This is a genomic window from Streptomyces sp. NPDC026246 (assembly GCF_055567995.1).
This window is the reverse complement of record NZ_JBVHPJ010000011.1, coordinates 68664-92596: the sequence shown is the minus strand read 5'-3', so window position 1 is coordinate 92596 and position 23933 is coordinate 68664. Positions and strand designations below refer to the sequence as shown.

Genomic DNA, 23933 nt, shown 5'->3' with positions numbered 1-23933 from the left:
GACCGCCACGCGTCGTGACTGTTTCACGTGAAACACGGCCGGTCCGCCGGCCTCCTTTAGGCTCGATGGCATGAGTCTGCACCTGAGCACCGTGATCCTCCCCTACCGCCGCTGGCACGAAGGCGGCCGTGCGGCCTGGACGCGGGCGGAGCAGCTCGGCTTCCACGCCGCGTACACCTACGACCACCTGTCCTGGCGCACCTTCCGGGACGGACCGTGGTTCGGCGCCGTTCCGACCCTCACCGCCGCCGCGGCCGTCACCGAGCGGATGCGGCTGGGCACCCTCGTGACCTCGCCGAACTTCCGGCACCCGGTGACCCTCGCCAAGGAGCTGATCTCCCTCGACGACATCTCCGGAGGGCGGATCACCCTGGGCATCGGCGCGGGCGGCTCCGGCTTCGACGCCACCGCACTCGGCCAGGAGCCCTGGACCCCGCGCGAGCGCGCCGACCGCTTCGCCGAGTTCGTCCCCCTGCTCGACCGGTTGCTCAGCGAGGACGCCGTGTCGTACGAGGGCGACTTCTACTCGGCCCACGAGGCACGGAACATCCCCGGCTGTGTGCAGCGGCCCCGGCTGCCCCTCGCTGTGGCCGCCACCGGGCCGCGCGGGCTGCGGCTCGCCGCCCGGCACGGGCAGGCCTGGGTCACCACGGGCGACCCCAAGCTGTTCGAGAACGGCACTCCGGAGCAGTCGGTTCAGGCCATTCGCCGCCAGGTGGAGAAGCTGACCGACATCTGCGCCGAGACCGGCCGGGACATGAACGGCCTCGACAAGATCCTGCTCACCGGCTTCACCCCGGACCGCCAGGGGCCGCTGCAGTCCCTGGACGCCTTCGTCGACTTCGCCGGCCGGCACGTGGAGCTGGGATTCACCGAGCTCGTGATCCACTGGCCGATCCCCGACTCGCAGTTCGCTGCGGAGCAGAAGGTCTTCGAGCAGATCGCGATGGAGGCGCCGGCACAGCTGCGGTGAGCCGGAGGGCCTCCTGGTGGGAAGCGGTATTCACTCACCTGTGCGCGGACCCGCCCGTCCGTGCAGGCATATGCGGGACAATGGCCGGGTGACTTCAGCGACCCGACAGCCCGAGACCGCGGCCGAAACCCTCCCGCCGCGCCTGATCGCCACCGACCTCGACGGCACCCTGCTGCGTGACGACAAGTCGGTCTCCCCGCGCACGGTCGCGGCCCTGGCCGCCGCGGAGGAGGCGGGCATCGAGGTCTTCTTCGTCACCGGCCGCCCGGCCCGCTGGATGGACGTCGTCAGCGCCCACGTCCACGGCCACGGCCTGGCAATCTGCGGGAACGGCGCCGCCGTCGTCGACCTGCACGGCGGCCCCGGTGCCCACCGGTTCGTGAAGGTCCGCGAGCTGGCCCGGGAGAACGCCCTGGACGCCGTCCGGTTGCTGCGTGAAGCCGCGCCCGGCACGGTGTACGCGGTCGAGCAGACCTACGGCTTCTACCAGGAGCCGGCGTACCCGAAGCTGCACATGGAGATACCGGACAGTCTCGCCCCGGCCGAGGAGCTGCTGTCGGCCCACCACCGGGCCGCCGGCGAGCCGGTACTGAAGATCCTCGCCTACCACCCCGAGATCGACCCGGACGCCTTCCTGACCCTGGCCCGGCTCGCCATCGGCGACCGCGCCAACGTCACCCGCTCCAGCCCCAGCGCCCTGCTGGAGATCAGCGGCCCCGAGGTGTCCAAGGCGAGCACGCTCGCCCTGTGCTGCGCCGAGCGCGGCATCTCCCACGAGGAGGTCGTCGCGTTCGGCGACATGCCGAACGACGTGGAGATGCTGACCTGGGCCGGCCGGTCGTACGCGATGGGCAACGCCCACCCGGACGTGATCGCCGCCGCCTCCGGCCGGACGGTCGCGAACAACGAGGACGGCGTGGCGGTCGTGATCGAGCGGCTGCTGACCGAACGGCGGTAGCGCGCGGCCCGCCGGCCCCGGGCGAGATCCGGTGAGCGGCTCGTCCGGTCACAGTGCCACGCCGCGGGCGTCCAGCCAGGAGACCGGGTTCACCGCCGAACCCGTCTCGGGCGTGACCCGGGCCTCGAAGTGCAGGTGCGGTCCCGTGGAGTTCCCGGTGGTGCCGGACTGGCCGATCCACTGGCCCGGTTCGACGAGTTCCCCCTGGTCGACCGCGACGGACGAGAGATGGGCGTACTGCGTGTAGTAGCCGCCCGCGTGCTTCAGCACGATCTGGATGCCGAACGCCCCGCCGCAGGACACGCTCACCACACGGCCCGCGCCCACGGCCCGCACGGGCGTGCCGATCGGCACCGCGAAGTCCTGCCCGGTGTGCCGGTTCGACCACCGTGCACCACCGCTGCCGTAGGACGCGGACAGCTCGTACGTCTCGACGGGTGCGACCCAGGCGCTGGTGAAGCCCGTCGCCGGCTGGTCGAGCCGGACGGCTCCCGGACAGGAGCCCGCGGCGACGGCCGCGTCCGCCTGTCCCTGGAGCTGCTCACGGGCCGAGGCGAGCTTCTCCTCGATTCCCGCCTTCAGCGCGGCGAGCTGGGCGTTCCGCTTCTCCAGCCTCTCCCACAGCGCCGCCGCCCTGGCCTCGTCCGCGGCGAGCCGCGCCTCGGCGCGGCTGCTCCTGCTGATCGCGTTGTTCAGTGCCAGATCCGCCTGCGCGAAGGCGTGCTGACCCCGCATCAGGGCGTCGGGGCCGTCGGCGAGGATCATCTGCGCGGCCACGGGCAGTCCCCCGCTGCCCCGGTACTGTGCCCGGGCGATCCGGCCCAGGTCCTCGTGCAGTGCCGCGATGTGCTCCCGCTGCGCGTCCAGCAGGTCCTCCGCCCGCCGGGCTCTGGCCCGCTGCTCCTCGGCCTCCGCGCGGCCCGCCTCGTACTGCCGGGTCGCGACGGCGGCCTCCTCGTACAGCCGGACCACCTCGGCGCTGAGCCCGCCCGAGGCCGCTTCCGTGCCGCCGGTTCCGGAACCGGTGCCGTACTCCTCGTCGGCCGAACCCGGCCGGGCGGCGAGGACGGCCAGCCCGCACAGCAGCACCGGAACCAGCAGACGACGACGGCGATATGAGCGCATGTCAGCGATCGTCACCCGCCCCGGCCGCCCGGTCCTGTTCTCGTCGTACGGCCGGGGGACCGGCTGCCCCGAACGGCCCAGGCGGACCGGCCGGGGCGGCCCAGGCGACGGAACGGACTACACGGCGCCCACGAGCGACTCCGCCGCCGCCTCCCGCTCCGCCATGCGTCGCAACGGCCCTTCCGTCTCGGCCAGTTCGGCGTACCGGCCGCGCTGCACGACGTGTCCCGCGTCGAGCACGACCACCTCGTCCACGGCGTCCAGTCCGGCCAGCCGGTGCGTGATGAGCAGCGTGGTGCGGCCCTCGGTGGCGGCCAGCAGGTCGGCGGTGAGGGCGTCGGCGGTCGCCAGGTCGAGGTGCTCGGCGGGCTCGTCCAGCACCAGGACGGGGAAGTCGGCGAGCAGGGCCCGCGCCAGGGCCAGCCGTTGCCGCTGCCCGCCCGACAGCCGCGCGCCGTGCTCACCGACCAGCGTGTCGAGCCCGTCCGGCAGGGTGCGGGCCCAGTCCAGCAGCCTCACCCGGTCGAGCACCGCCCGCAGATCGTCCTCGTCGGCGTCCTTCCTGGCGAGCAGCAGGTTCTCGCGCAGAGAGCTGTCGAAGAGGTGCGCGTCCTGCGCGCACAGCCCGACCATCGCCCGCACGTCGTCCCCGGCCAGCCCGTACGCGTCGACGCCCGCGAGGGTGTACGCCCCGGCCCGTGCGTCGAGGAACCTCAGCAGCACCTGCGCCAGGGTCGTCTTGCCGGACCCGGAGGGCCCGACCACGGCGATCCGGCGGCCCTCCTCCAGGGTCAGGTCCAGTCCGCCGAGGGCGTCCCGGTCCTGTCCCGCGTGCCGGGCCGTCAGGCCCTTGACGACGACCGGGAAGGGCGACGCGGGTGCCCGCAGGGGCCGCTCCGGCTCCCGGACCGGTTCCGGGGCGTCCAGGACCTCCAACACCCGTCCGGCGCTGCGGTGGACCCGCTGCCGGTACTGCACGGCGAGCGGCAGCCCGAGCACGGCCTCGAACGCGGCCAGCGGGGTGAGGACGACGACGGCCAGGGCCACGCCGTCCAGCCGTCCGGCCGCGACCGCCTGCACACCGGCCAGGGCGGCCGCCGTGACGGTCAGGCCCGACACCAGCGCGGTGAGCCCGTCTCCGAGGGCCGCGGCGGTGGCGGCGCGTGAGGCGATCCGGGTGAGCGTCCTGTCGGCCTCGCGCGTCTGACCGATCCGCGCCGGGAGTGCGCCCGCGACGGCGAGCTCCGCGGTGCCGGTGAGCAGGTCGGTCACCCGCGTGGCGAGCGTCCCGCGGGCGGGGGCGAGCCGGTGCTCGGCCCGCCGGGCGACCGCCCCGGTCACCAGGGGTACGCCCACTCCCGCGGCGAGCAGCCCGGCCGCGAGCACGGCCCCGGCCTCGGGCAGCAGCCACGCCGTGAAGCCGACGGAGACGGCCGACACGACGAGCGCGGACCCGGCCGGCAGCAGCCAGCGCAGCCAGTAGTCCTGCAGCGCGTCCACGTCGGCGACCAGGCGGGAGAGGAGGTCGCCCCGACGGGTGCGGTGCAGCCCGGCCGGGGCCAGCCGCTCCAGCCTGCGGAACACCGCGACCCTGGTGTCGGCCAGCATCCGCAGCACGGCGTCGTGCGACACCAGTCGCTCGGCGTAGCGGAACACGGCCCGTCCGATGCCGAACGCCCGTGTCGCCGTCACGGCCATCATCAGATAGAGCACGGGCGGTTGCTGCGAGGCCCGCGAGATGAGCCATCCCGACGTGGCCATGAGCCCGACCGCGCTGCCCAGGGCGAGCGAACCGAGCAGCAGCGCGAGCCCCAGCCGGCCGCGCCGGGCACCGGACATGGCCCGTACCCGGCCGAGGATCCCGCCCGGCGCGGGCCGGTCCAGGACGTCCGGGGGAACGGCCGGCTGCGCGACACCGGCCGGACGCGCCCCGCCTTCCCGGACGGCAGGTCGTACCACCGGTACGGCGGGCGTCTCGGACTCCCCCAGGCGCACCACCCGGTCCGCCACCTCCAGCAGCGCCGGCCGGTGCACGACGAGCAGCACCGTCCGGCCGGCCGCCAAGCGCCGCACCGCTGCCACGACCTCCGCCTCGGTGGCCCCGTCCAGAGCAGCGGTCGGCTCGTCGAGCAGCAGCACGGGCCGGTCGGCGAGGAACGCCCGGGCCAGCGCCAGCCGTTGCCTCTGCCCGGCCGACAGCCCGGTCCCGCCCTCGCCGAGCACTGTGGCGGCGCCCTCGGGCAGCGTGTCCACGAACTCCAGTGCCCCGGCGTCCCGCAACGCCCGCCGTACGGCGCCGTCGTCCGCGTCGGGCCGTGCCAGCCGTACGTTCTCGGCGATCGTCCCGGCGTACAGGTGCGGTCGCTGCGGAACCCAGGCGATGCGGGACCGCCACTGCTCCAGGTCGGCGTCCGCCAGGTCGGTTCCGCCGGCCCGGACCCGTCCCCCGGCAGGCCGGACGAACCCGAGGAGCACGTCCAGCAGTGTCGATTTGCCCGCGCCGCTGGGGCCGACGAGCGCGACCGTCTCCCCGGGCTCGACGGAGAAGGAGATCCCCGAGACGGCGTCCGTGGAGCGGCCCGGGTACCGGACGGTGACGTCCTCGAAGGACAGCGCGCCCTCCGGCACGGTCGCGGAGCCGGACACCGGCAGGGGAGTCTCCAGGACCTCGAAGATCTCCTCCGCCGCCGCCAGCCCCTCCGCCGCCGCGTGGTACTGCGCGCCCACCTGCCGCAGCGGCAGATACGCCTCGGGTGCCAGGATCAGGATGACCAGGCCGACGGAGAGGTCCATCTCGCCGTGCACGAGCCGCATGCCGATGGTCACGGCGACCAGTGCCACCGAGATCGTCGCGAGCAGTTCGAGCGCGAAGGAGGACAGGAAGGCGATCCGCAGCGTCCGCATGGTCGCCCGCCGGTACGCGCCGGTGATCCGCCGGATCGACTCCGCCTGCGCCTTGGCCCGGCCGAAGACCTTCAACGTCGGCAGCCCGGCGACCACGTCCAGGAAGTGCCCGGACAGCCGCGACAGCAGACGCCACTGACGGTCCATCCGGGACTGGGTGGCCCAGCCGATCAGCACCATGAAAACGGGGATGAGCGGAAGAGTGCCGACGATGATCGCCGCGGAGACCCAGTCCTCGGTGACGATCCGCGCCAGCACCGCCACCGGCACGACCACCGCGAGACCCAGCTGCGGCAGGTACCGCGAGAAGTAGTCGTCCAGTGCGTCGACCCCCCGGGTGGCCAGGGCGACCAGCGAACCGGTGCGCTGCCCGCCCAGCCACCCCGGCCCCAGGGAGGCCGCCCGCTCCAGCAACCGCCCCCGCAGCTCCGACTTCACCGCCGCACTCGCCCGGTGGGCGGCGAGTTCCGTCAGCCAGCCGACCAGCGCCCGCCCGGCCGCCACGGCGGCCAGCAGCACCAGGGGAGTGGTGAGGCCCGACACCGTCATGCGCTGCTGGAACGCCCCGACCACCACATCGGCGATGAGCATGGCCTGCGCGATGACCAGCCCCGCCCCGAGTGCGCCGAGGGCGATGACGGCCACCAGGAACACCCGGGTGGCACGGGCGTACCGGAGCAGACGCGGATCGATCGGTTTCACGTGAAACACACCTCAGTGCACGGGATCGGCGATGTGCTGCGTGCCGATCCGCTTGCGGAAGACCCAGTACGTCCAGCCCTGGTAGAGCAGGACCACCGGGGTGGCGATCCCGGCACACCAGGTCATGATCTTCAGCGTGTACGGGCTGGACGAGGCGTTGGTGACCGTCAGGCTCCAGTCCGCGTTCAGCGTCGACGGCATGACGTTCGGGAACAGCGTCAGGAACAGCATCGCCACGGTGGCGACGATCGTGATGCCCGACAGGGCGAACGCCCAGCCCTCACGTCCGGCCCGTGCGGCACCCAGGGCCACGACCAGCGCCGCCACGGCCACGACCAGCGCGACCAGTGACGTGCCGTCACCGCGGTCGGCCTGCGTCCACAGCAGGAAGGCGAGCGCCAGCACGGCGGTGACCGCACCGACCCGCAGCGCCAGCGTCCGCGCCCGCTCGCGGATCTCCCCGACGGTCTTGAGGCCGACGAACACCGTCCCGTGGAACGTGAACAGCGTCAGCGTCACCAGACCGCCCAGCAGCGCGTACGGGTTGAGCAGGTCCAGGACGCCACCGGCGTAGTTGAAGTCCCGGTCGAGCTTCACGCCCCGCACGATGTTGCCGAAGGCCACACCCCACAGGAAGGCCGGAAGGAGCGAGGTCCAGAAGATCGCCGTCTCCCAGTTGCGCTGCCACTGCTCCTCGGGACGCTTCACGCGGTACTCGAAGGCCACGCCCCTAACGATCAGGCAGACCAGGATCAGCAGCAGCGGCAGGTAGAAGCCGGAGAAGAGCGTGGCGTACCACTCGGGGAAGGCCGCGAAGGTCGCGCCGCCGGCCGAGAGCAGCCACACCTCGTTCCCGTCCCAGACGGGTCCGATGGTGTTGATCAGGACCCGCTTCTCGGGCCGGTTGCGGGCCAGCAGCTTCGTGAGCACCCCGACCCCGAAGTCGAAGCCCTCCAGGAAGAAGTAGCCGGTCCACAGGACGGCGATCAGGACGAACCAGACGTCGTGCAGTTCCATGACTGTGCAGCTCCCTCGGCCTAGTACGAGAAGGCCATCGGCTTGTCGGCGTCCCGGGAGTCGCCGCCGATCTTCGTGGGCGGGTTGAGGTCGGCCTCGGTGAGCTCGGGCGGCCCGGCCTTCACGTACTTCACGAGCAGCTTGACCTCGATCACGGCGAGGATGGCGTACAGCGTGGTGAGGACGATCATCGAAGTGAGGACCTCGGCCTGGGAGACGCCGGGGGAGACCGCGTCACGCGTCTGGAACAGGCCGTAGACGACCCAGGGCTGACGGCCCATCTCGGTGAAGATCCAGCCCCACGCGTTCGCGATCAGCGGGAAGGCCATCGTCCAGACCGCCGTCAGCCAGTACAGGCGGGTGAGACGCGGCTGCAGCGGCTTGCGCAGCAGTACCAGATGCGGCACCTCGTCGTCGCCGGTGCGCCAGGCGGCCGGCAGCAGGAACTTCTTGCGGGTGAGCCACAGTCCGAGCAGGCCGATCGAGAACGACGCCATGCCGAACCCGATCATCCAGCGGAAGCCCCAGTAGGCGACGGGGACGATGGGCTTGTAGTCGCCGGGGCCGAACTTCTCCTGGAGCGCCTTGTTGGTGTCGTTGATGCCCGGCACGTACGACTCGAAGTCGCTGTGGGCCAGGAAGGAGAGCAGGCCGGGGATCTCCAGGGCGACCTTGTTGTGGCCCTCGTCGACGTCCCCGTACGCGAAGACCGAGAAGGGCGCCGGCTTCTCGCCGTCCCACAGCGCCTCGGCGGCGGCCATCTTCATCGGCTGCTGCTCGTACATGACCTTGCCCAGGGTGTCGCCGCTGACCGCGGTGAGCAGGCCGCCGACGGCGACGGTGACGAGGCCGAGGCGGAGGGAGGTCCGCATGACGGGGATGTGCTTCTTGCGCAGCAGGTGGAAGGCGGCGATGCCCACCATGAAGGCGCCACCGGTCAGGAAGGCGGCGGAGAAGCTGTGGAAGACCTGGTTGAGCGCGGTGTTCTGGGTGAGGACCAGCCAGAAGTCGGTGAGCTCGGCACGGCCCTTGGACTCGTTGATCCGGTAGCCCACCGGGTGCTGCATCCAGGAGTTCGCGGCCAGGATGAAGTACGCCGACAGCAGCGTGCCGATCGAGACCATCCATATGCACGCCAGGTGGATCTTCTTCGGCAACTTGTCCCAGCCGAAGATCCACAGGCCGATGAAGGTGGACTCGAAGAAGAACGCGATGAGGGCCTCGAAGGCCAGCGGAGCACCGAAGACGTCACCGACGAAGCGCGAGTAGTCGGACCAGTTCATGCCGAACTGGAACTCCTGCACGATGCCCGTCACCACGCCCATCGCGATGTTGATCAGGAAGAGCTTCCCCCAGAACTTGGTCGCCCGGAGGTACTTCTCCTTCTCCGTCCGCACCCAGGCGGTCTGCAGACCGGCCGTCAGCGCGGCCAGCGAGATCGTCAGGGGCACGAACAGGAAGTGGTAGACGGTGGTGATGCCGAACTGCCATCGCGCCAGGGTCTCCGGCGCCAGAGCCAGGTCCACGTCGCCGCTCCTTACTTACGCTTGTGAAAGCGTTCACATTCACAAGCCATTATGCAGCACGCACTTTCGAGGTCAGGAGGGGGCCCTGTGTGACGCTCGTCAACCCTTGGCGGGAACTTCAACATAATGTTGAATCTGTCGCATGCAGCCTCAGACGCCTACCCGGATCCGGATCTCCTGGCCCTCCGGGCACCTCACCGCGACCCTCGACGACACCCCGACCGCGAAAGCCCTCATCAAGACACTGCCTCTGGTATCCACCGCCCGGACCTGGGGTGAAGAGGTGTATTTCGACACGGGAGTGTCGGTTTCACGTGAAACGGACGCTCGGCAGATCGTCGAGCCGGGCACGGTCGTCTTCTGGATGGACGGCGACGCACTGGCGCTCCCCTATGGGCCTACGCCGATCTCCCAGGGCGACGAGTGCCGTCTCGCCAGCCCGTGCAATGTCATGGGCCGCGCCGACGGCGATCCCCGAGTGCTGGCCACGGTCACTGACGGTGACCCGATACGCGTGGAGCCGGTCGACGACTGACGCCGACCGGCTCCGCAACGGTTGTCCCGCTCGTTCAGAGCTCCCTGCGGAACCCTTCCGTCACCTTCAGGAAGATGTCGTTCGCCTCGGCCTCGCCGACCGTCACCCGCACACCCTCGCCCGGGAACGGTCGCACCACCACGCCCGCCTGCTCACAGGCCTCCGCGAAGCCGACCGTGCGCTCCCCCAGCCGCAGCCACACGAAGTTGGCCTGCGTCTCCGGCACCGTCCAGCCTTGGGCGCGCAGCCCGTCGACCACGCGCGTGCGCTCACACACCAGCGAACCGACCCGCCCGAACAGTTCGTCCTCGGCCCGCAGCGAGGCGATCGCCGCCTCCTGCGCGAGCTGACTGACCCCGAACGGCACCGCGGTCTTGCGCAGCGCGGCTGCCACCGGCTCGTGAGCGACGGCGAACCCGACCCGCAGGCCGGCCAGACCGTACGCCTTGGAGAAGGTCCGCAGGACGCAGACGTTGGGCCGGTTCCGGTACAGCTCGATGCCGTCCGGCACCTCCGGGTCGCGGATGAACTCGCGATAGGCCTCGTCCAGCACCACCAGCACGTCGCCGGGGACCCGGTCGAGGAAGCGCTCCAGCTCCGCCCGCCGCACGACCGTGCCGGTCGGGTTGTTGGGGTTGCAGACGAAGATCAGCCGGGTCCGGTCCGTGATGGCGTCCGCCATCGCGTCGAGGTCGTGCACATCTCCCGAGGTCAGCGGCACCTGCACCGAGGTCGCACCGCTGATCTGCGTGATGATCGGGTACGCCTCGAAGGAGCGCCAGGCGTAGATCACCTCGTCGCCCGGGCCGGAGGTGGCCTGGATCAGCTGCTGGGCGACGCCGACCGACCCGGTGCCGGTGGCCAGGTGGGACAGGGGCACGCCGAACCGCTCGGACAGCTCGTTCATCAGCGCCGTGCAGGCCATGTCCGGGTAGCGGTTGAAGTTGCAGGCCGCCGCGGTCACGGTCTCCATGACGCCCGGCAGCGGCGGGTAGGGGTTCTCGTTGGAGGACAGCTTGTAGGCCACCGGTCCCCCGGCCGCAGCGGGCTTGCCCGGCTTGTAGGTGGGGATCCCCTCCAGCTCGGCGCGCAGCTTGGGGCTCGTCTCGCTCACCGCAGTCCTCCTCGTGAAGACCGGCGGCCCATGACCGCCGCCGACATCCAATACTCCTCACCTTATGAGGATTCGGCGCCGCTGCGTATAGCCACGGCGAAGCGACCGCGGGAGGGGGCCGGCAGCCCACCGGCAACAAGGGCATCGGCGTATGAAGGCGTACGAATCCGGGGGCGCGCCGCACATATATCTACGCGCCGGTGGTGCACGCCCTGGCGCGCATCACCCGTGCAGGTGAGTTGAGACCTCTTCGCAACATCCGCCACGGGGCAGGTACGCACGCGCCACCACGTCACGTACTGCCATGAGAGCGCTCAACACCCTTGCCTTCGCAGGCAATTGATGCCAAATGATCATGCAGAAACGTGTCTGTCAACGCGTGCATATGCGTCCGCCCTACCCCACCGCATGAGCCCTACTATCGGCTCGCCATGACAGCAGCAGGGAAGCACCAGGTGAGCCGCGCGGAAACCTCACGGCGAGGCAGCCGGCCGGGTCGGGCGGGTATCAGAGACGTGGCCGCCGCCGCCGGAGTCTCCATCACGACCGTCTCCGACGCCCTCAACGGCAAGGGCCGGCTCCCGGACGCCACCCGGCGGCATGTCCGGGAGGTCGCCGACCGGCTGGGCTACCGGCCCTCGGCCGCCGCCCGGACCCTCCGCACCGGCAAGTCGGGCCTCATCGGCCTGACCGTGACGACGTACGGGGATGAACCTTTCACCTTCACCGAGTTCGCGTACTTCGCCGAGATGGCACGGGCCGCCACCTCCGCCGCCCTGGCCCGCGGCTACGCCCTCGTCATCCTGCCCGCGACCTCCCGGCACGACGTGTGGTCGAACGTCGCCCTGGACGGCACGGTCGTCATCGACCCCTCCGATCAGGACCCGGTGGTCGGCGAACTCGTCCGGCAGGGTCTGCCCGTCGTCTCCGACGGCCGTCCGGCCGGCGCGCTGCCCGTCACGGCCTGGGTCGACAACGACCACGAGGCCGCCGTGCTCGGCATCCTCGACCACCTGGCCGACGCCGGCGCCCGCCGCATCGGCCTGCTGACCGGCACGAGCACGGACACGTACACCCACCTGTCCACCACCGCGTACCTGCGCTGGTGCGAGCGCGTCGGCCAGGACCCGGTCTACGAGGCCTATCCGGCGCACGACCCGTGCGCCGGTGCCGTGGCGGCCGACCGGCTGCTCGCCCGGCCCGACCGGCCCGACGCCGTCTACGGGCTGTTCGACCCGAACGGCACCGACCTGCTCGCCGCCGCCCGGCGCTACGGCCTGCGCGTCCCCGAGGACCTGCTGCTCGTCTGCTGCAGCGAGTCCACCGTCTACGCGAACACCGAACCGCCGATCACCACGCTCTCCCTGAAGCCGCGGCGCATCGGCACGGCCGTCGTCCAGCTCCTCATCGACGCCATCGAGGGCGTCGAGTCGGAGCAACCGGTGGAGCAGGTGATACCGACGGAGCTGATCGTGCGCACGTCGTCCCAGCGCCGGCCGCCGCGCACGACGGTCAGCCCGCCGCGGTCACCCGAGGAGACATGAGGTCCCGCTTCCAGGTGGTCACCCCCGGGTGACGGAAGGTCGTACTTCCGGGGGAAACGGGGCCGGTCCCCCGGAGAGAGGGGATCGTTCTCGCGAAGAGAACAAGCACGAGGACGGTCCCACGGTGGTAGAAGCCCGGCGTAATCGGGGCGAAAGCCGCGGCGAACCGGAGTCTTGCTCTGATTCACCACCCCTGGGTCATCACATGGCGCGATCCGCATTCCTATGATGGGCCCACGACACCGGCGGGCCGCTACGACCAGGCAGTCCGATGCGGTGCAGATGCGGCGCGATGGTGGAGGGGTCGATGACTCAGGGGGCCGGTCAGGGACCCGCGGTGGAGCGGACGGCGACGTTGCGCGACTTCCGGGTGCCCGCGTACGTCCACGAGACCGGTCCGTACGTCCACGGCGTCCACCCCGACGAGGTCGCTCCGCCGCCCGCCGAGACGTATCCCGAGGGCTACACGCCGACCCAGCGCGACCTTCCCGTCGTGAACCGGGGTGACACTGTCCAGGTGACCGTCGAACCCGAAGCCGCCGCCGCCCCGCAGTCCGCCGCCACCGGGCAGGGCCCCCTGTACGTCGTGGGCGACGTCCACGGCTACCTCGACCAGCTGGTGGCCGCCCTGCAGGAGAAGGGGCTGCTCGACGCCGCCGGCAACTGGTGCGCGGGCACCGCCCGGCTGTGGTTCCTGGGCGACTTCACCGACCGCGGCCCGGACGGCATCGGCGTGATCGACCTGGTCATGCGGCTGTCCGCCGAGGCCGCCGCCGCCGGCGGCTACTGCAAGGCGCTGATGGGCAACCACGAGCTGCTGCTGCTCGGCGCGAAGCGCTTCGGCGACACCCCCGTCAACTCCGGGGCCGGGACCGCCACCTTCCAGGCGGCCTGGCTGCTCAACGGCGGCCAGAAGACCGACATGGACCGCCTCCAGGACCACCACCTGCAGTGGATGGCCCGCCTGGACGCCGTCGAGGAGGTGGACGGGCACCTGCTCGTGCACTCCGACACCACCGCCTACCTCGACTACGGCCGCTCCATCGAGGAGGTCAACGACACCGTCCGCGAGACGCTCACGCGCAACGACGCCGACGAGGTCTGGGACCTGTTCCGCAAGTTCACCAAGCGGTTCTCCTTCCGCGACGAGGGCGGCGCCGACGCCGTGCGCTCGCTGCTCGACACCTACGGCGGCACCCGCATCGTCCACGGTCACAGCCCGATTCCTTACCTGCTGGGCGAGGCGGGCTCCGAGGAGGACGAGGAGGCCACCGACCCCGTCGTCGAGGGGCCGCACGTCTACGCCGACGGGCTGGCCATCGCGATGGACGGCGGCGTGACGATGGCCGGGAAACTGCTGGTCCAGCAACTGCCCCTGGCCACCTGACCGTTCACGGGGACGGCAGCGGCCGTCCCGGGGCCCTTCCGCCGAGGGGCCAATTTCGGTAAACCCCCTGTCACCGCACACCGTCACCGCTCTACCATCGGCTTATCCGTAGCAGGCTCCCCTCCGTTTCTGCCCGACGGCTCGTCAGCATGCCGAGCCCCAAGCCCTACGGAGCATCGGGGGATGCACATGAACAGCGTTCCGCAGCACCTGCTGAGCGAGGACCGCCAGGAGTACGAGCGGGTCCTCGATGAGGCGCTGCGCTCCGCCCCACACCGTCCGGAACTGTCCGCCGTCGGACAGCGGCTCAACTCCGAGCAGCTGCGCACCATGGCGCTGAACGCCACCGCGCTCATCACGGCCGCCGCGTCGGCCGAGTACCAGCACTACGTCAAGGTGCGCGACGAACTCCGTCAGCCCGCGCCGTCCACCTCCACGTCCGTGCGCGACACGGGTTCGGCCGAAGGCGGCACGGGCGCGGCAGGGCTGGCCGCCACCGTGGGCGAGGTCGCCGCCGAGACCGCCGGCGCGGGCGCCGTCGCCGTCGTCGCTGTACTCGCACCCGTCCTGGCCGGCACCGCCGCGGCGATCTTCCTGCTCGTCGGCTACATCCTGCGGATGATCGACCCCGAGCAGGGGTTCGCCCGGACCATGCTCACCACCGGCTGGGTGTTCGGCGCGGTGACCGCGGCCGCCATCCTGGTCGCCGCGGTCGGGTTGCTGCTCACCGCCCTGCGCAACAAGCCGACGGCCGAGACGGGCCCGTACGGCGAGTTGCGCAGAGAGGTCGACCGGGCCCGGGAGGAATGGCGCGAGGCCCTGCTGGAGCGGGGCATCCTGCCGTTCCTGCGGGAGGCGCTCGCCGATCCCGGATCGGCCGCCGCGCTGCACCACCCCGCGCCCTCGGCACCGGTCAGCCGCATGCCGCACCTCGGGTACGACCGCCCGGGTTTCTCCAGCCCGGACGACGGGGGGCGCGGCTCGCGGCCGAGCTTCAGCAGCCCGGACTACACGAGCCCGGACTTCGGAGGCCCGGAGCACCAGCCGGACTAGCGCCGGGCGCTCGCCCCCCGACGAGCGCCCGGCGCCCCGACGCTCCCCGGCGGACGAGCCCGCGGGCAGGCGTGGACCGGGCACCCGCCCGGGCGAACACCCGCCGCCCGGGCGCTAGGTGGAGCGGCAGGTCATTCCGCGATCGGCAGGTACACCCTGTTCCCGCTCGCCGCGAACTCCTTCGACTTCTGCGCCATGCCCTCCTCGATCTCGCTCCGGGTGCCGCCGTGCTCCCTGCGGATGTCCTGCGAGATCTTCATGCTGCAGAACTTCGGACCGCACATCGAGCAGAAGTGGGCCGTCTTGGCCGGTTCCGCGGGGAGTGTCTCGTCGTGGAACTCCCGGGCCGTGTCCGGGTCGAGGGCCAGGTTGAACTGGTCCTCCCACCGGAACTCGAAGCGGGCGTCGGACAGGGCGTCGTCCCACTCCTGGGCACCGGGGTGCCCCTTGGCGAGGTCGGCCGCATGCGCGGCGATCTTGTAGGTGATGACGCCGGTCTTCACGTCGTCGCGGTTCGGCAGGCCCAGGTGCTCCTTGGGCGTGACGTAACACAGCATCGCCGTGCCCCACCAGGCGATCATCGCGGCACCGATGCCGGAGGTGATGTGGTCATACGCGGGCGCGACGTCGGTGGTCAGCGGGCCGAGCGTATAGAACGGGGCTTCATCGCAGATCTCCTGCTGAAGGTCGATGTTCTCCTTGATCTTGTGCATCGGGACGTGCCCGGGGCCCTCGATCATGGTCTGTACGTGGAAACGCTTCGCGATCCGGTTGAGTTCCCCGAGCGTCCTCAACTCCGCGAACTGTGCTTCGTCGTTGGCGTCCGCGATCGAACCGGGCCTGAGGCCGTCGCCGAGCGAATACGTGACGTCGTACGCCGCGAGGATCTCGCAGAGTTCCTCGAAGTTCTCGTACAGGAACGACTCCTTGTGATGCGCGAGGCACCACGCCGCCATGATCGAGCCGCCGCGGGAGACGATGCCGGTCTTCCGGTTGGCGGTGAGCGGCACGTAGGCGAGGCGCACACCGGCGTGGACGGTCATGTAGTCCACACCCTGCTCGGCCTGTTCGATGACCGTGTCCTTGTAGATCTCCCAGGTCAGCTCCTCGGCCCGGCCGTCGACCTTCTCCAAGGCCTGGTAGAGCGGCACCGTGCCGATGGGGACGGGGGAGTTGCGCAGCACCCACTCGCGCGTGGTGTGGATGTTGCGGCCGGTGGACAGGTCCATGACCGTGTCGGCACCCCAGCGGGTCGCCCAGGTCATCTTCTCGACCTCCTCCTCGATGGAGGACGTCACGGCCGAGTTGCCGATGTTGGCGTTGACCTTCACCAGGAACCTCTTGCCGATGATCATCGGCTCGATCTCCGGGTGGTTGACGTTGGCCGGCAACACGGCCCGGCCCGCCGCGATCTCGTCCCGCACCACCTCGGGTGACACATTCTCCCGGACAGCCACGTACTCCATCTCCGGGGTGATCTCACCCCGTTGCGCGTATGCGAGCTGCGTGACCGCCTTGCCGTCCCGGCTGCGGCGCGGCTGGCGCGGGCGTCCCGGGAAGACGGCGTCGAGGTTGCGGAGGCCACCGCGGGGTGAGGTGTGCTTGATGCCGTCGTCCTCGGGACGGACGGGGCGGCCCGCGTACTCCTCGGTGTCGCCGCGGGCGACGATCCAGTTCTCCCGCAGGGGAGCCAGGCCCCTGCGGACGTCGGTCTCGACGAGGGGATCGGTGTACGGGCCGGACGTGTCGTACAGCGTCACCGACCGCCCGTTGGTGAGGTGCACCTGCCGGACCGGCACGCGCAGGTCGGGGCGACTGCCCTCGAGGTACGCCTTGTGCCAGCCGATGGACTTCCCGGCCTCCTCGGACTGTGCGTCCTGAACGGAGGCAGGCGTGCGTGCGTCCTTGTTGGTCATGAGACCTACTCCCTACGCCGGCATTACCCGGTAACAGGTTCGGCGGTCGACGCAGCGGCTTCCGTCCTCCGACGTTCCGTGGGAAACATCACTCGACTTCGGTGATGTTTCATGTGAAACATCGCTGGGACGAAGGTCAGCGCCCTCTCAGCCCGGTGCTCCGAGCTCCCGCGTGTACAAAAGGTGACTCCACGCTAGCGGCAATCTTGGCGCGGTGACCAGAGGGCCCCCCTCGTTCTTGCGATGATCGGTCGGTGACCACCACGCATCGCTCCCCCTACCCACCGCCCGAGCCGCCCCGCGGACCCGGCGCCGGCAACGGCAACGGCAACGGCAACGGCAACGGCCGGGGAGGCGACCACGACTTGGCCGCCGGTTCCGGCCACGGGCCGGTCGCCGGGCACGGGCGCGGCCCTGCGGGGGTACGGCCGCTGGGGCCACTCCAGGGTGAAGGGCCGGGGCACGGTCCGTCGGGTGCCTTCGGGCAGGGTCCGGGAGCTGAGCGGGGATCAGGCCCGGGGCCGGGATACGAGCCGGACGCGGGTTTCCGCCCCGGCGACGGAGACGGTCACGAAACCGGTCACGGCCATGGCGGTGAGCACAGCGGCGTCGGCGGCGGCGGGCACGGCAGGGGCCCCGGCCACGGGAGCGGCCCCGGAGGGGGCCGGGGGAACGGCCACGGCTCCGGCCCCTTTCCCGGGGGCGGGCACGGGCACTCGCACAGCCACGGCCCCGCCGCACCCGTCTCCCAGCATCTGCGCAAGGTCATCGCCGCTGTCCTGATCCCGTTCGCCGCGGCCGTACTGATCGGCCTGGCCGTGCTGTGGCCGGGAGGTGCGCCGGCCCATGAGCGCACGGGCGTCGGATTCGACCGGCAGACGCAGCAGGCCACGGTCACCAAGGTCGTGGAGGTGAGCTGCAAGGAGGCCGGGGCGCAGGGCGTCCCGCCCACCGGCGACACCTCCACCGCCGAGGGCTCGTCCGCAGTGCAGCAGGAGGAGGGCACCTGCAAGCGGGCGACGATCCGGGTCGACACCGGCCCGGACAAGGGCCGCACGTTCACGGAGATCATCCAGCCCGACCAGTCCCGCCAGTTGAGCGAGGGCCAGGGCGTGGTGGTCGCCTACGAGCCCTCCGCGCCGAAGGACCTGCAGTACTCGGTCACGGACGTCGACCGGCGGCTGCCCCTCAGCCTGCTCGCCGGCATCTTCGCGGTCGCCGTGGTGGTCGTCGGGCGGCTGCGGGGCCTCATGGCGCTCATCTCGCTGGCCATCAGCTTCATGGTGCTGAACTTCTTCATCCTGCCCGCGATCCTGCAGGGCTCGAATCCGCTGCTGGTGGCGGTGGTCGGCGCGAGCGCGATCATGCTCATCGCGCTGTACATGTGTCACGGCCTGTCCGCACGGACCTCCGTGGCGGTGCTGGGCACCCTCATCTCGCTCCTGCTGATCGGCGTCCTGGGCTCGGTGTTCATCGACTGGGCCGCCCTCACCGGCAACACCGACGACAACACCGGCCTCATCCACGGCCTCTACCCGACGATCGACATGAGCGGTCTGCTGCTCGCCGGCGTCATCATCGGGTCGCTCGGCGTGCTCGACGACGTGACGGTCACCCAGACCTCGGCGGTGTGGGAACTGCACGAGGCGAATCCGGCGATGGGCTGGCGGGGGCTGTACCGCGCGGGCATCCGGATCGGCCGCGACCACATCGCCTCGGTCGTCAACACGCTCGTCCTGGCCTACGCGGGTGCCGCGTTGCCGCTGCTGCTGCTGTTCTCGATCGCGCAGAGCAGTGTGGGGACGGTCGCCAACAGCGAGCTGGTCGCCGAGGAGATCGTGCGCACGCTGGTCGGCTCGATCGGCCTGGTCGCCTCGGTGCCGGTCACCACGGCCCTGGCGGCGCTCGTGGTCTCCGCCGACCGCCCGGGATCGCAGCCGGCCGCGGAGGCCGCCGCGCCCGCGCGTGGAGGCAGAGGCCGGCGCCGCAAGCGCTGACGCGCCCCGGGTGACACCCTCCTCCCCGGCGGCAGCACCCCGCCCTCTGTCACGACGGCACCTCGCAAGAACGTTCCCGCAACCGTCCGGCGGCTTTCGGTGAAGCGTTCCTCCACCGTGCCGCGCGGACGGCCGGTCAGCCCGCGCCCTGTTCGGCGAGAATGCGGTCCAGCGCCTCGTCGAGATGGGCGTCGAAGTCGGCGAGGGAACCTTCCTGTCCCAGTGGCACCAGCTTGTCGGTGCGGTCGAGGAAGGCCACCAGCGGGGCCGTCGACGAGCGGAACAGCGCCTGGTCGCTACCCACCTGAAGGCGGATCAGCACCTCGCCCAGGGCGTCGGGTTCGACGGGCGTGACCCGCACGTCGCCCTCCCCGCACGGCCGGCCGACCCCGTCGATCAGCAACTCCCGCCCGAAAGCCCAGGTGACCGGGGCGTCGCCCGGCAAGTGGAACGTCAGCCGGACGGCATAGGGGTCACTGGTCTCATAGCGCAATTCCACCGGAATGCGGAACGAGAGCTCCTCGGACACGAGAAAGCTCATCATGACTTCTGCCTGTACGGACTCGCGCATCGATAACCCCGTCATTCGCCGTCGACTGGCCGGGTACGAACCTCTGACACTGGGAGGAATCTTGCTGAACGTACACAGCAGATCACAAGGAGTGAGTTTTCACATACTGATAGAGAGTGCCAGCGAGCCGAGCATCCGGCCGATCTCGGACTGCAACTGCCGGGCCGCAGGCAGCAGACGGTGCTCCTGGTGGGCCGGCAGTGAGATGGCGATGGTCGCGGCCGTGGCGCCCAGTGTGAGAGGGATCGCCGCGCAGACCGCGCCCAAGGCGTACTCCTGACGTTCGGTCACCGGCTCCATCCGCCGGATCCGCTCCAGCCGCCTCAGCAAGTTGTGGCTGTCCCGCACCGTGTACGGCGTGAGCGCCTGCACGGGATAGCGGTCGAGGTGGTCCCGGCGGGCCTCCTCGTCGAGCTGGGACAGCAGACACTGCCCGATCGCATGCGCGTGCCCCGTCTCGCGGAAGTCGGCCCACTCCTCCACCGCCGGGGTACCGGGGCTGTCGGAGACGCACATGATCTCGATCTCGCCCTCGCGGTACACCGCGTAGTACACGGGCACGCCGAGGGTGTCACGCCAGTGCGCGAGGGCGTCCACCACCGTGCTGCGACGTTTCTGCCGTGCTCCGCTGCTGCTCAGCCGCTCGGCGGCCTCGCCGAGGAAGAACAGCCCCTTGTCCCGGCGCAGATATCCCTCGTGCACCAGCGTGCGCAGCAGGTGGTAGGTCGTGGGCAGGGCCAGCCCCGTCTCGCGGGCCAGTTGCTTGGCCGGGGCACCGTACTCGTGCCGGGCGACGGTCTCCAGCAGGCGCATCGCGCGCTGCACGGACCCGATGAGCGTCGCCGGCGCTGCGGCGGGCGGCAGGGGTGGGACGCACGCCGCCGAGCGGGGCTGCGCGGGGACCGCGTGCAGGTGGACGGTGGCGGTGTCGGCGGGGACCAAGGGTCACTCCCGGAGCGCGAGGGGGAGACCGTGCGGGATACACGGGTGGGGGCCGCTCGCGGGGTTGTCCCCGCGTCGGTTCTGGACTCTATTCGCCCGCCGCCGCGCCCAGACGGCCCGAGCGGGAAACTTCCCCCGCCCGAGGGAACCGGTGATCCCACCCGTTTCCCTTTACCCCCACCGGTGTCCCACGGGTCTCACCAGTCGCTGCGGGACGAAGAACTCGAGGTGAACTTCCGTACGACGTAGATCAGTCCGCCGACCAGGGCCACGAAGACCAGTAGCTTGAAGAGCAGCCCGATGACGAACCCCACCACGCTGGCGATGAGTCCGCCGAACACGACCAGGGCGATGACCGGCACCGCGACCCACTTCACCCACCACGGCAGTCCCGCGAAGATCTCTCGCATCGCCCTCGTCCTTGCCTCTCCGCCCGTTCGCGCCGGGTCCTGTCGGTTGTGCGGATCTCTGGTGTCCTGCACTCGATGCTAGGTCCGCGAAGGGGCCCGGCGGGGGCCTCGCACCCCCCGTCTCCCCCTGACCGAACCCCTAGGGAACCCCGAGGCGCCGCGTCAGCTCTCGGGCGGAGAGAAGACCACCACGACCCTCAGGTCCTCGGTGATGTGGTGGAACTTGTGGGCCACGCCCGCCGGTACGTAGACCACGCTGCCGCGCGCCACCTGGGTCGTCTCCAGGCCGACGGTGATCGAGGCGCGGCCGCTCACCACGAGGTAGACCTCGTCCTGGTGGTGCGGCTTCTGTGGATCCTGCTCGCCGGCGTCGAGTGCGTACAGGCCGACCGACATGTTCTGCTCGCGAAGAAACTGCAGGTAGGCGCCCTCGTTGGCGGCGCGCTCCGCCTCCAGTTCGTCCAGCCGGAATGCCTTCATGCCTTGTCCGCCCCTGCCTCTTGTGCCCGCGTCCGATCACGTCTGCCACGATCAGACACATGAAGAATTTCCTAGTCAAGACGATCGCCAACGCGGGCGCCCTGGCCGTCGCGGTGTGGCTGCTCGACAAGATCACCCTGACCGGTGACAGCACGGCCAAGGAGATCGGCACGCTGATCGTCGTGGCGCTGCTCTTCGGCCTGGTGAACTTCCTGGTCAAGCCGGTCGTCAAGCTGCTGAGCCTACCGCTGCTCATCCTGACGCTGGGCCTGTTCACGCTGATCGTCAACGCGCTGATGCTGCTGCTGACCTCATGGCTGGCCGGCCTGTTCGACCTCAGCTTCCACGTGGAGGGCTTCTGGACCGCCGTCCTGGGCGGCCTGATCATCTCGGTCGTCTCCTGGGCGCTGAACGTCGTCCTGCCGGACGGGGACTGAGCGGCATGACGTACCGCGTCTGCTTCGTCTGCACGGGCAACATCTGCCGCTCCCCCATGGCCGAGATCGTGTTCCGCACGCGAGTCGCGGAGGCCGGGCTGGAGGGCGAGGTGGTGGTCGACAGTGCCGGAACGGGCGGCTGGCACGAGGGCGACGCCGCCGACCCGCGCACCGCGGCCGTCCTGGCGGAGAACGGCTACGCCACCGGTCACACGGCCCGGCAGTTCCAGCCGTCGTGGTTCCAGGGCCTCGACCTGGTGATCGCGCTCGACTCCGGCCACCTCGCGGACCTGCGCCGCCTGGCCCCGACGGAACAGGACGCACGAAAGGTACGGCTCCTGCGCTCGTACGACCCCGCCGCCGGCGACGACCTCGACGTTCCGGACCCCTACTACGGGGGCGCCGAAGGCTTCGACGCGTGTCTTGAGATGGTGGAGGCGGCGAGCGACGGTCTGCTCGCCGCAGTGCGCGAGGACATGGAAGGAAGAGCGGCATGAGCGAATCCGCTGCGGGTCACACGCTTGCCGGGGACGGCACACGTGCGGTGCGGGCCGGGCTGCCCGAACCGGTGAAGCACGAGCCCACCCTGCCCGGCCCCGTCTTCGCCGCCCACTTCCACCTGCCGGGCGACCCCGCCGGCCCCTACACCTACGGCCGTGACGAGAACCCCACCTGGACGCTGCTGGAACGCGCCATCGGTGAGCTGGAGGCCCCCGGGCACGATGACGCCGAGACGCTCGTCTTCGCTTCGGGCATGGCCGCGATCTCCGCGGTGCTCTTCTCCCAGTTGCGCACCGGCGACGTGTGCGTCCTGCCCGACGACGGCTACCAGGCGCTCCCCCTCGTGCGCGCCCAGCTGGAGGCGTACGGCGTCGAGGTGCGCACCGCCCCGACCGGCGGTGACGCTCAGCTCGGCGTCCTCGACGGCGCGAAGCTGCTGTGGATCGAGACCCCGTCGAACCCCGGGCTCGATGTGTGCGACGTCAGGCGGCTCGCCGAGGCGGCACACGCGCGGGGCGCCCTCGTCGCCGTGGACAACACCCTGGCGACCCCGCTGGGCCAGCGTCCGCTGGAGCTGGGTGCCGATTTCGCGGTGGCCAGCGGTACCAAGCAGCTCACCGGGCACGGCGACGTCCTGCTGGGCTACGTCGCCGGCCGCGACTCCGAGGCCATGGCCGCGGTGCGCCGCTGGCGCAAGATCGTCGGCGCGATCCCCGGCCCGATGGAGGCCTGGCTCGCCCATCGGTCGATCGCGACCCTGCAGATGCGGGTCGACCGGCAGTGCGCGACGGCGCTGACGGTCGCGGAGACGCTCCGCGACCGCCCTGAGGTGACGGGACTGCGCTACCCGGGGCTGCCCGAGGACCCCTCGCACAAGATCGCCGCGCAGCAGATGCGGCGCTACGGCTGCGTGGTGTCCTTCACCCTGCCCTCGCGTGAGCAGGCCGATCGCTTCCTCGAGGCACTGCGGATCGTGGACGACGCTACGAGCTTCGGCGGAGTGCGCTCCACAGCGGAGCGGCGCGGGCGCTGGGGCGGGGACGCGGTGCCGGAAGGCTTCATCCGCCTCTCGGTCGGCGCCGAGGACCCGGAGGACCTGGTGGCGGACCTGCTGCACGCTCTGGACGCGTCGACGCCCTGATGCCCCCGGGGGCAGCGACAGTTCCCTGTTGACTGCGGGGCGGCCGGAAGGCAGGCAGGTGCGGGCGGTGCTGAGGCCGCACGGGCAGCGCCTCAGCCTGGGAACCCTTGCGGACCTGTGAGGCGATGTTTCACGTGGAACCAGCCGGGCCACATTTTCCCCATGACCGTCCGACCCGTGGTCAAGCGCACCGCCCGCGCCGTTCTGCTGGACGGTGACGATCTGATCCTGATCAAGCGCACGAAACCGGGTGTGGACCCGTACTGGGTCACGCCCGGCGGCGGGGTGGAACCCGACGACCCGACCGTCGTCGACGCCCTGCACCGCGAGGTGTACGAGGAGCTCGGCGCGAAGATCAGCGACGTGGTGCCGTGCTTCGTCGACACCGTGGAGCACATCGGCGACGACGGTGGCGCCACGGGTGTGAAGGTGCAGCACTTCTTCGTCTGCCACCTGGAGTCCATGGACGCCTCGCTCCGCCACGGTCCCGAGGTGGACGAGCCCATCGGGGAGTACGAGATCGTGCGCGTGCCGTTCACCCGTGTCGGCATCGCCTCGGTGCATCTCGTTCCCCTGTCACTGCGGCACTACCTGGACGGCAACATCGAGGGTGTCCGTGCCATGCACGCGCCCGACCTGGGCTGAACCGGTGGCCAGTACCCGGCCATGGCCGGCTCATCGGCAGGAAGACGTCATGGTG

21 protein-coding genes are annotated in these 23933 nt (G+C 70.9%); 11 read left to right on the top strand and 10 right to left on the bottom strand.

Features of this window, described 5'->3' with window-relative positions:
• Positions 1-70: 70 nt before the first annotated feature.
• A complete protein-coding gene (locus ACZ4M5_RS25855) occupies positions 71-973 on the top strand; it encodes an LLM class flavin-dependent oxidoreductase (protein ID WP_467740194.1) in 903 nt (300 codons plus the stop codon).
• Between the two features lie 70 nt (positions 974-1043).
• Complete coding sequence (locus ACZ4M5_RS25850) at positions 1044-1931, top strand: Cof-type HAD-IIB family hydrolase (RefSeq protein WP_467740193.1); 888 nt, start codon at positions 1044-1046, stop codon at positions 1929-1931.
• A 48-nt stretch (positions 1932-1979) separates the two neighbouring features.
• Here the strand turns inward: ACZ4M5_RS25850 and ACZ4M5_RS25845 are convergent, their stop codons facing one another.
• The 4 genes from ACZ4M5_RS25845 to ACZ4M5_RS25830 all read right to left on the bottom strand — a co-directional run bounded on the left by ACZ4M5_RS25845 (position 1980) and on the right by ACZ4M5_RS25830 (position 9205).
• Entirely contained in the window at positions 1980-3056 is a 1077-nt protein-coding gene (locus ACZ4M5_RS25845) for a M23 family metallopeptidase (protein WP_467740192.1), read from the bottom strand.
• Between the two features lie 117 nt (positions 3057-3173).
• Complete coding sequence (gene cydD, locus ACZ4M5_RS25840; protein ID WP_467740191.1) at positions 3174-6662, bottom strand: thiol reductant ABC exporter subunit CydD; 3489 nt, start codon at positions 6660-6662, stop codon at positions 3174-3176.
• A gap of 12 nt (positions 6663-6674) precedes the next feature.
• Positions 6675-7679 (bottom strand): cytochrome d ubiquinol oxidase subunit II, encoded by a 1005-nt coding sequence (gene cydB / locus ACZ4M5_RS25835; RefSeq protein ID WP_467740190.1) that lies wholly within the window; start codon positions 7677-7679, stop codon positions 6675-6677.
• A gap of 20 nt (positions 7680-7699) precedes the next feature.
• Positions 7700-9205, bottom strand: coding sequence for a cytochrome ubiquinol oxidase subunit I (locus ACZ4M5_RS25830; protein ID WP_467740189.1), 1506 nt, complete (start codon positions 9203-9205; stop codon positions 7700-7702).
• Between the two features lie 142 nt (positions 9206-9347).
• Here ACZ4M5_RS25830 and ACZ4M5_RS25825 point away from each other — a divergent pair, with 142 nt between their 5' ends.
• Positions 9348-9740, top strand: coding sequence for a cyclophilin-like fold protein (locus ACZ4M5_RS25825; RefSeq protein ID WP_467740188.1), 393 nt, complete (start codon positions 9348-9350; stop codon positions 9738-9740).
• Between the two features lie 34 nt (positions 9741-9774).
• Here ACZ4M5_RS25825 and hisC read toward each other — a convergent pair whose 3' ends face one another.
• Positions 9775-10854, bottom strand: coding sequence for a histidinol-phosphate transaminase (hisC, locus tag ACZ4M5_RS25820; protein ID WP_467740187.1), 1080 nt, complete (start codon positions 10852-10854; stop codon positions 9775-9777).
• A gap of 431 nt (positions 10855-11285) precedes the next feature.
• Here hisC and ACZ4M5_RS25815 point away from each other — a divergent pair, with 431 nt between their 5' ends.
• The 3 genes from ACZ4M5_RS25815 to ACZ4M5_RS25805 all read left to right on the top strand — a co-directional run bounded on the left by ACZ4M5_RS25815 (position 11286) and on the right by ACZ4M5_RS25805 (position 14838).
• Positions 11286-12398 (top strand): LacI family DNA-binding transcriptional regulator, encoded by a 1113-nt coding sequence (locus ACZ4M5_RS25815; RefSeq protein WP_398109207.1) that lies wholly within the window; start codon positions 11286-11288, stop codon positions 12396-12398.
• A 292-nt stretch (positions 12399-12690) separates the two neighbouring features.
• The gene (locus ACZ4M5_RS25810) at positions 12691-13785 is read left to right on the top strand and encodes a metallophosphoesterase (RefSeq protein WP_467740186.1); all 1095 of its coding nucleotides are present in this window, start codon (positions 12691-12693) and stop codon (positions 13783-13785) included.
• A 183-nt stretch (positions 13786-13968) separates the two neighbouring features.
• Positions 13969-14838 (top strand): hypothetical protein, encoded by an 870-nt coding sequence (locus tag ACZ4M5_RS25805; protein WP_467740185.1) that lies wholly within the window; start codon positions 13969-13971, stop codon positions 14836-14838.
• 131 nt (positions 14839-14969) lie between these two features.
• On the opposite strand, the gene thiC is transcribed toward ACZ4M5_RS25805, so the two are convergent.
• Entirely contained in the window at positions 14970-16754 is a 1785-nt protein-coding gene (gene thiC / locus ACZ4M5_RS25800; protein WP_467740184.1) for a phosphomethylpyrimidine synthase ThiC, read from the bottom strand.
• A gap of 431 nt (positions 16755-17185) precedes the next feature.
• Here thiC and ACZ4M5_RS25795 point away from each other — a divergent pair, with 431 nt between their 5' ends.
• Positions 17186-18751, top strand: coding sequence for a YibE/F family protein (locus ACZ4M5_RS25795; RefSeq protein WP_467740321.1), 1566 nt, complete (start codon positions 17186-17188; stop codon positions 18749-18751).
• A gap of 136 nt (positions 18752-18887) precedes the next feature.
• On the opposite strand, the gene ACZ4M5_RS25790 is transcribed toward ACZ4M5_RS25795, so the two are convergent.
• The 4 genes from ACZ4M5_RS25790 to ACZ4M5_RS25775 all read right to left on the bottom strand — a co-directional run bounded on the left by ACZ4M5_RS25790 (position 18888) and on the right by ACZ4M5_RS25775 (position 21154).
• A complete protein-coding gene (locus tag ACZ4M5_RS25790; RefSeq protein ID WP_031115219.1) occupies positions 18888-19322 on the bottom strand; it encodes an SsgA family sporulation/cell division regulator in 435 nt (144 codons plus the stop codon).
• 99 nt (positions 19323-19421) lie between these two features.
• The gene (locus ACZ4M5_RS25785; protein WP_467740320.1) at positions 19422-20135 is read right to left on the bottom strand and encodes an IclR family transcriptional regulator; all 714 of its coding nucleotides are present in this window, start codon (positions 20133-20135) and stop codon (positions 19422-19424) included.
• 326 nt (positions 20136-20461) lie between these two features.
• Complete coding sequence (locus ACZ4M5_RS25780) at positions 20462-20674, bottom strand: DUF5326 family protein (protein ID WP_333931721.1); 213 nt, start codon at positions 20672-20674, stop codon at positions 20462-20464.
• Between the two features lie 162 nt (positions 20675-20836).
• Complete coding sequence (locus ACZ4M5_RS25775; protein ID WP_369196851.1) at positions 20837-21154, bottom strand: cupin domain-containing protein; 318 nt, start codon at positions 21152-21154, stop codon at positions 20837-20839.
• Between the two features lie 59 nt (positions 21155-21213).
• Here ACZ4M5_RS25775 and ACZ4M5_RS25770 point away from each other — a divergent pair, with 59 nt between their 5' ends.
• The 4 genes from ACZ4M5_RS25770 to ACZ4M5_RS25755 all read left to right on the top strand — a co-directional run bounded on the left by ACZ4M5_RS25770 (position 21214) and on the right by ACZ4M5_RS25755 (position 23878).
• Positions 21214-21591 (top strand): phage holin family protein, encoded by a 378-nt coding sequence (locus ACZ4M5_RS25770; RefSeq protein ID WP_398109202.1) that lies wholly within the window; start codon positions 21214-21216, stop codon positions 21589-21591.
• 5 nt (positions 21592-21596) lie between these two features.
• A complete protein-coding gene (locus ACZ4M5_RS25765) occupies positions 21597-22088 on the top strand; it encodes a low molecular weight protein-tyrosine-phosphatase (RefSeq protein WP_467740183.1) in 492 nt (163 codons plus the stop codon).
• Complete coding sequence (locus ACZ4M5_RS25760; protein ID WP_467740182.1) at positions 22085-23233, top strand: cystathionine gamma-lyase; 1149 nt, start codon at positions 22085-22087, stop codon at positions 23231-23233. Before ACZ4M5_RS25765 ends, ACZ4M5_RS25760 begins: the two co-directional genes overlap by 4 nt.
• Before the next feature lie 162 nt (positions 23234-23395).
• On the top strand, positions 23396-23878 hold the full coding sequence (locus ACZ4M5_RS25755) for an NUDIX domain-containing protein (RefSeq protein WP_369196855.1): 483 nt from the start codon (positions 23396-23398) through the stop codon (positions 23876-23878).
• Positions 23879-23933: the final 55 nt, after the last annotated feature.

What these genes read in the sequence shown, in the direction of transcription:
- ACZ4M5_RS25855 (WP_467740194.1), top strand. Translation starts at nt 71, where the DNA reads ATGAGTCTGCACCTGAGCACCGTGATCCTCCCCTACCGCCGCTGGCAC.
- ACZ4M5_RS25850 (WP_467740193.1), top strand. Translation starts at nt 1,044, where the DNA reads ATGCGGGACAATGGCCGGGTGACTTCAGCGACCCGACAGCCCGAGACC.
- ACZ4M5_RS25845 (WP_467740192.1), bottom strand. Translation starts at nt 3,056, where the DNA reads ATGCGCTCATATCGCCGTCGTCGTCTGCTGGTTCCGGTGCTGCTGTGC.
- cydB (WP_467740190.1), bottom strand. Translation starts at nt 7,679, where the DNA reads ATGGAACTGCACGACGTCTGGTTCGTCCTGATCGCCGTCCTGTGGACC.
- ACZ4M5_RS25825 (WP_467740188.1), top strand. Translation starts at nt 9,348, where the DNA reads ATGCAGCCTCAGACGCCTACCCGGATCCGGATCTCCTGGCCCTCCGGG.
- ACZ4M5_RS25815 (WP_398109207.1), top strand. Translation starts at nt 11,286, where the DNA reads ATGACAGCAGCAGGGAAGCACCAGGTGAGCCGCGCGGAAACCTCACGG.
- ACZ4M5_RS25810 (WP_467740186.1), top strand. Translation starts at nt 12,691, where the DNA reads ATGGTGGAGGGGTCGATGACTCAGGGGGCCGGTCAGGGACCCGCGGTG.
- ACZ4M5_RS25805 (WP_467740185.1), top strand. Translation starts at nt 13,969, where the DNA reads ATGCACATGAACAGCGTTCCGCAGCACCTGCTGAGCGAGGACCGCCAG.
- thiC (WP_467740184.1), bottom strand. Translation starts at nt 16,754, where the DNA reads ATGACCAACAAGGACGCACGCACGCCTGCCTCCGTTCAGGACGCACAG.
- ACZ4M5_RS25790 (WP_031115219.1), bottom strand. Translation starts at nt 19,322, where the DNA reads ATGCGCGAGTCCGTACAGGCAGAAGTCATGATGAGCTTTCTCGTGTCC.
- ACZ4M5_RS25785 (WP_467740320.1), bottom strand. Translation starts at nt 20,135, where the DNA reads ATGCGCCTGCTGGAGACCGTCGCCCGGCACGAGTACGGTGCCCCGGCC.
- ACZ4M5_RS25780 (WP_333931721.1), bottom strand. Translation starts at nt 20,674, where the DNA reads ATGCGAGAGATCTTCGCGGGACTGCCGTGGTGGGTGAAGTGGGTCGCG.
- ACZ4M5_RS25775 (WP_369196851.1), bottom strand. Translation starts at nt 21,154, where the DNA reads ATGAAGGCATTCCGGCTGGACGAACTGGAGGCGGAGCGCGCCGCCAAC.
- ACZ4M5_RS25770 (WP_398109202.1), top strand. Translation starts at nt 21,214, where the DNA reads ATGAAGAATTTCCTAGTCAAGACGATCGCCAACGCGGGCGCCCTGGCC.
- ACZ4M5_RS25765 (WP_467740183.1), top strand. Translation starts at nt 21,597, where the DNA reads ATGACGTACCGCGTCTGCTTCGTCTGCACGGGCAACATCTGCCGCTCC.
- ACZ4M5_RS25760 (WP_467740182.1), top strand. Translation starts at nt 22,085, where the DNA reads ATGAGCGAATCCGCTGCGGGTCACACGCTTGCCGGGGACGGCACACGT.
- ACZ4M5_RS25755 (WP_369196855.1), top strand. Translation starts at nt 23,396, where the DNA reads ATGACCGTCCGACCCGTGGTCAAGCGCACCGCCCGCGCCGTTCTGCTG.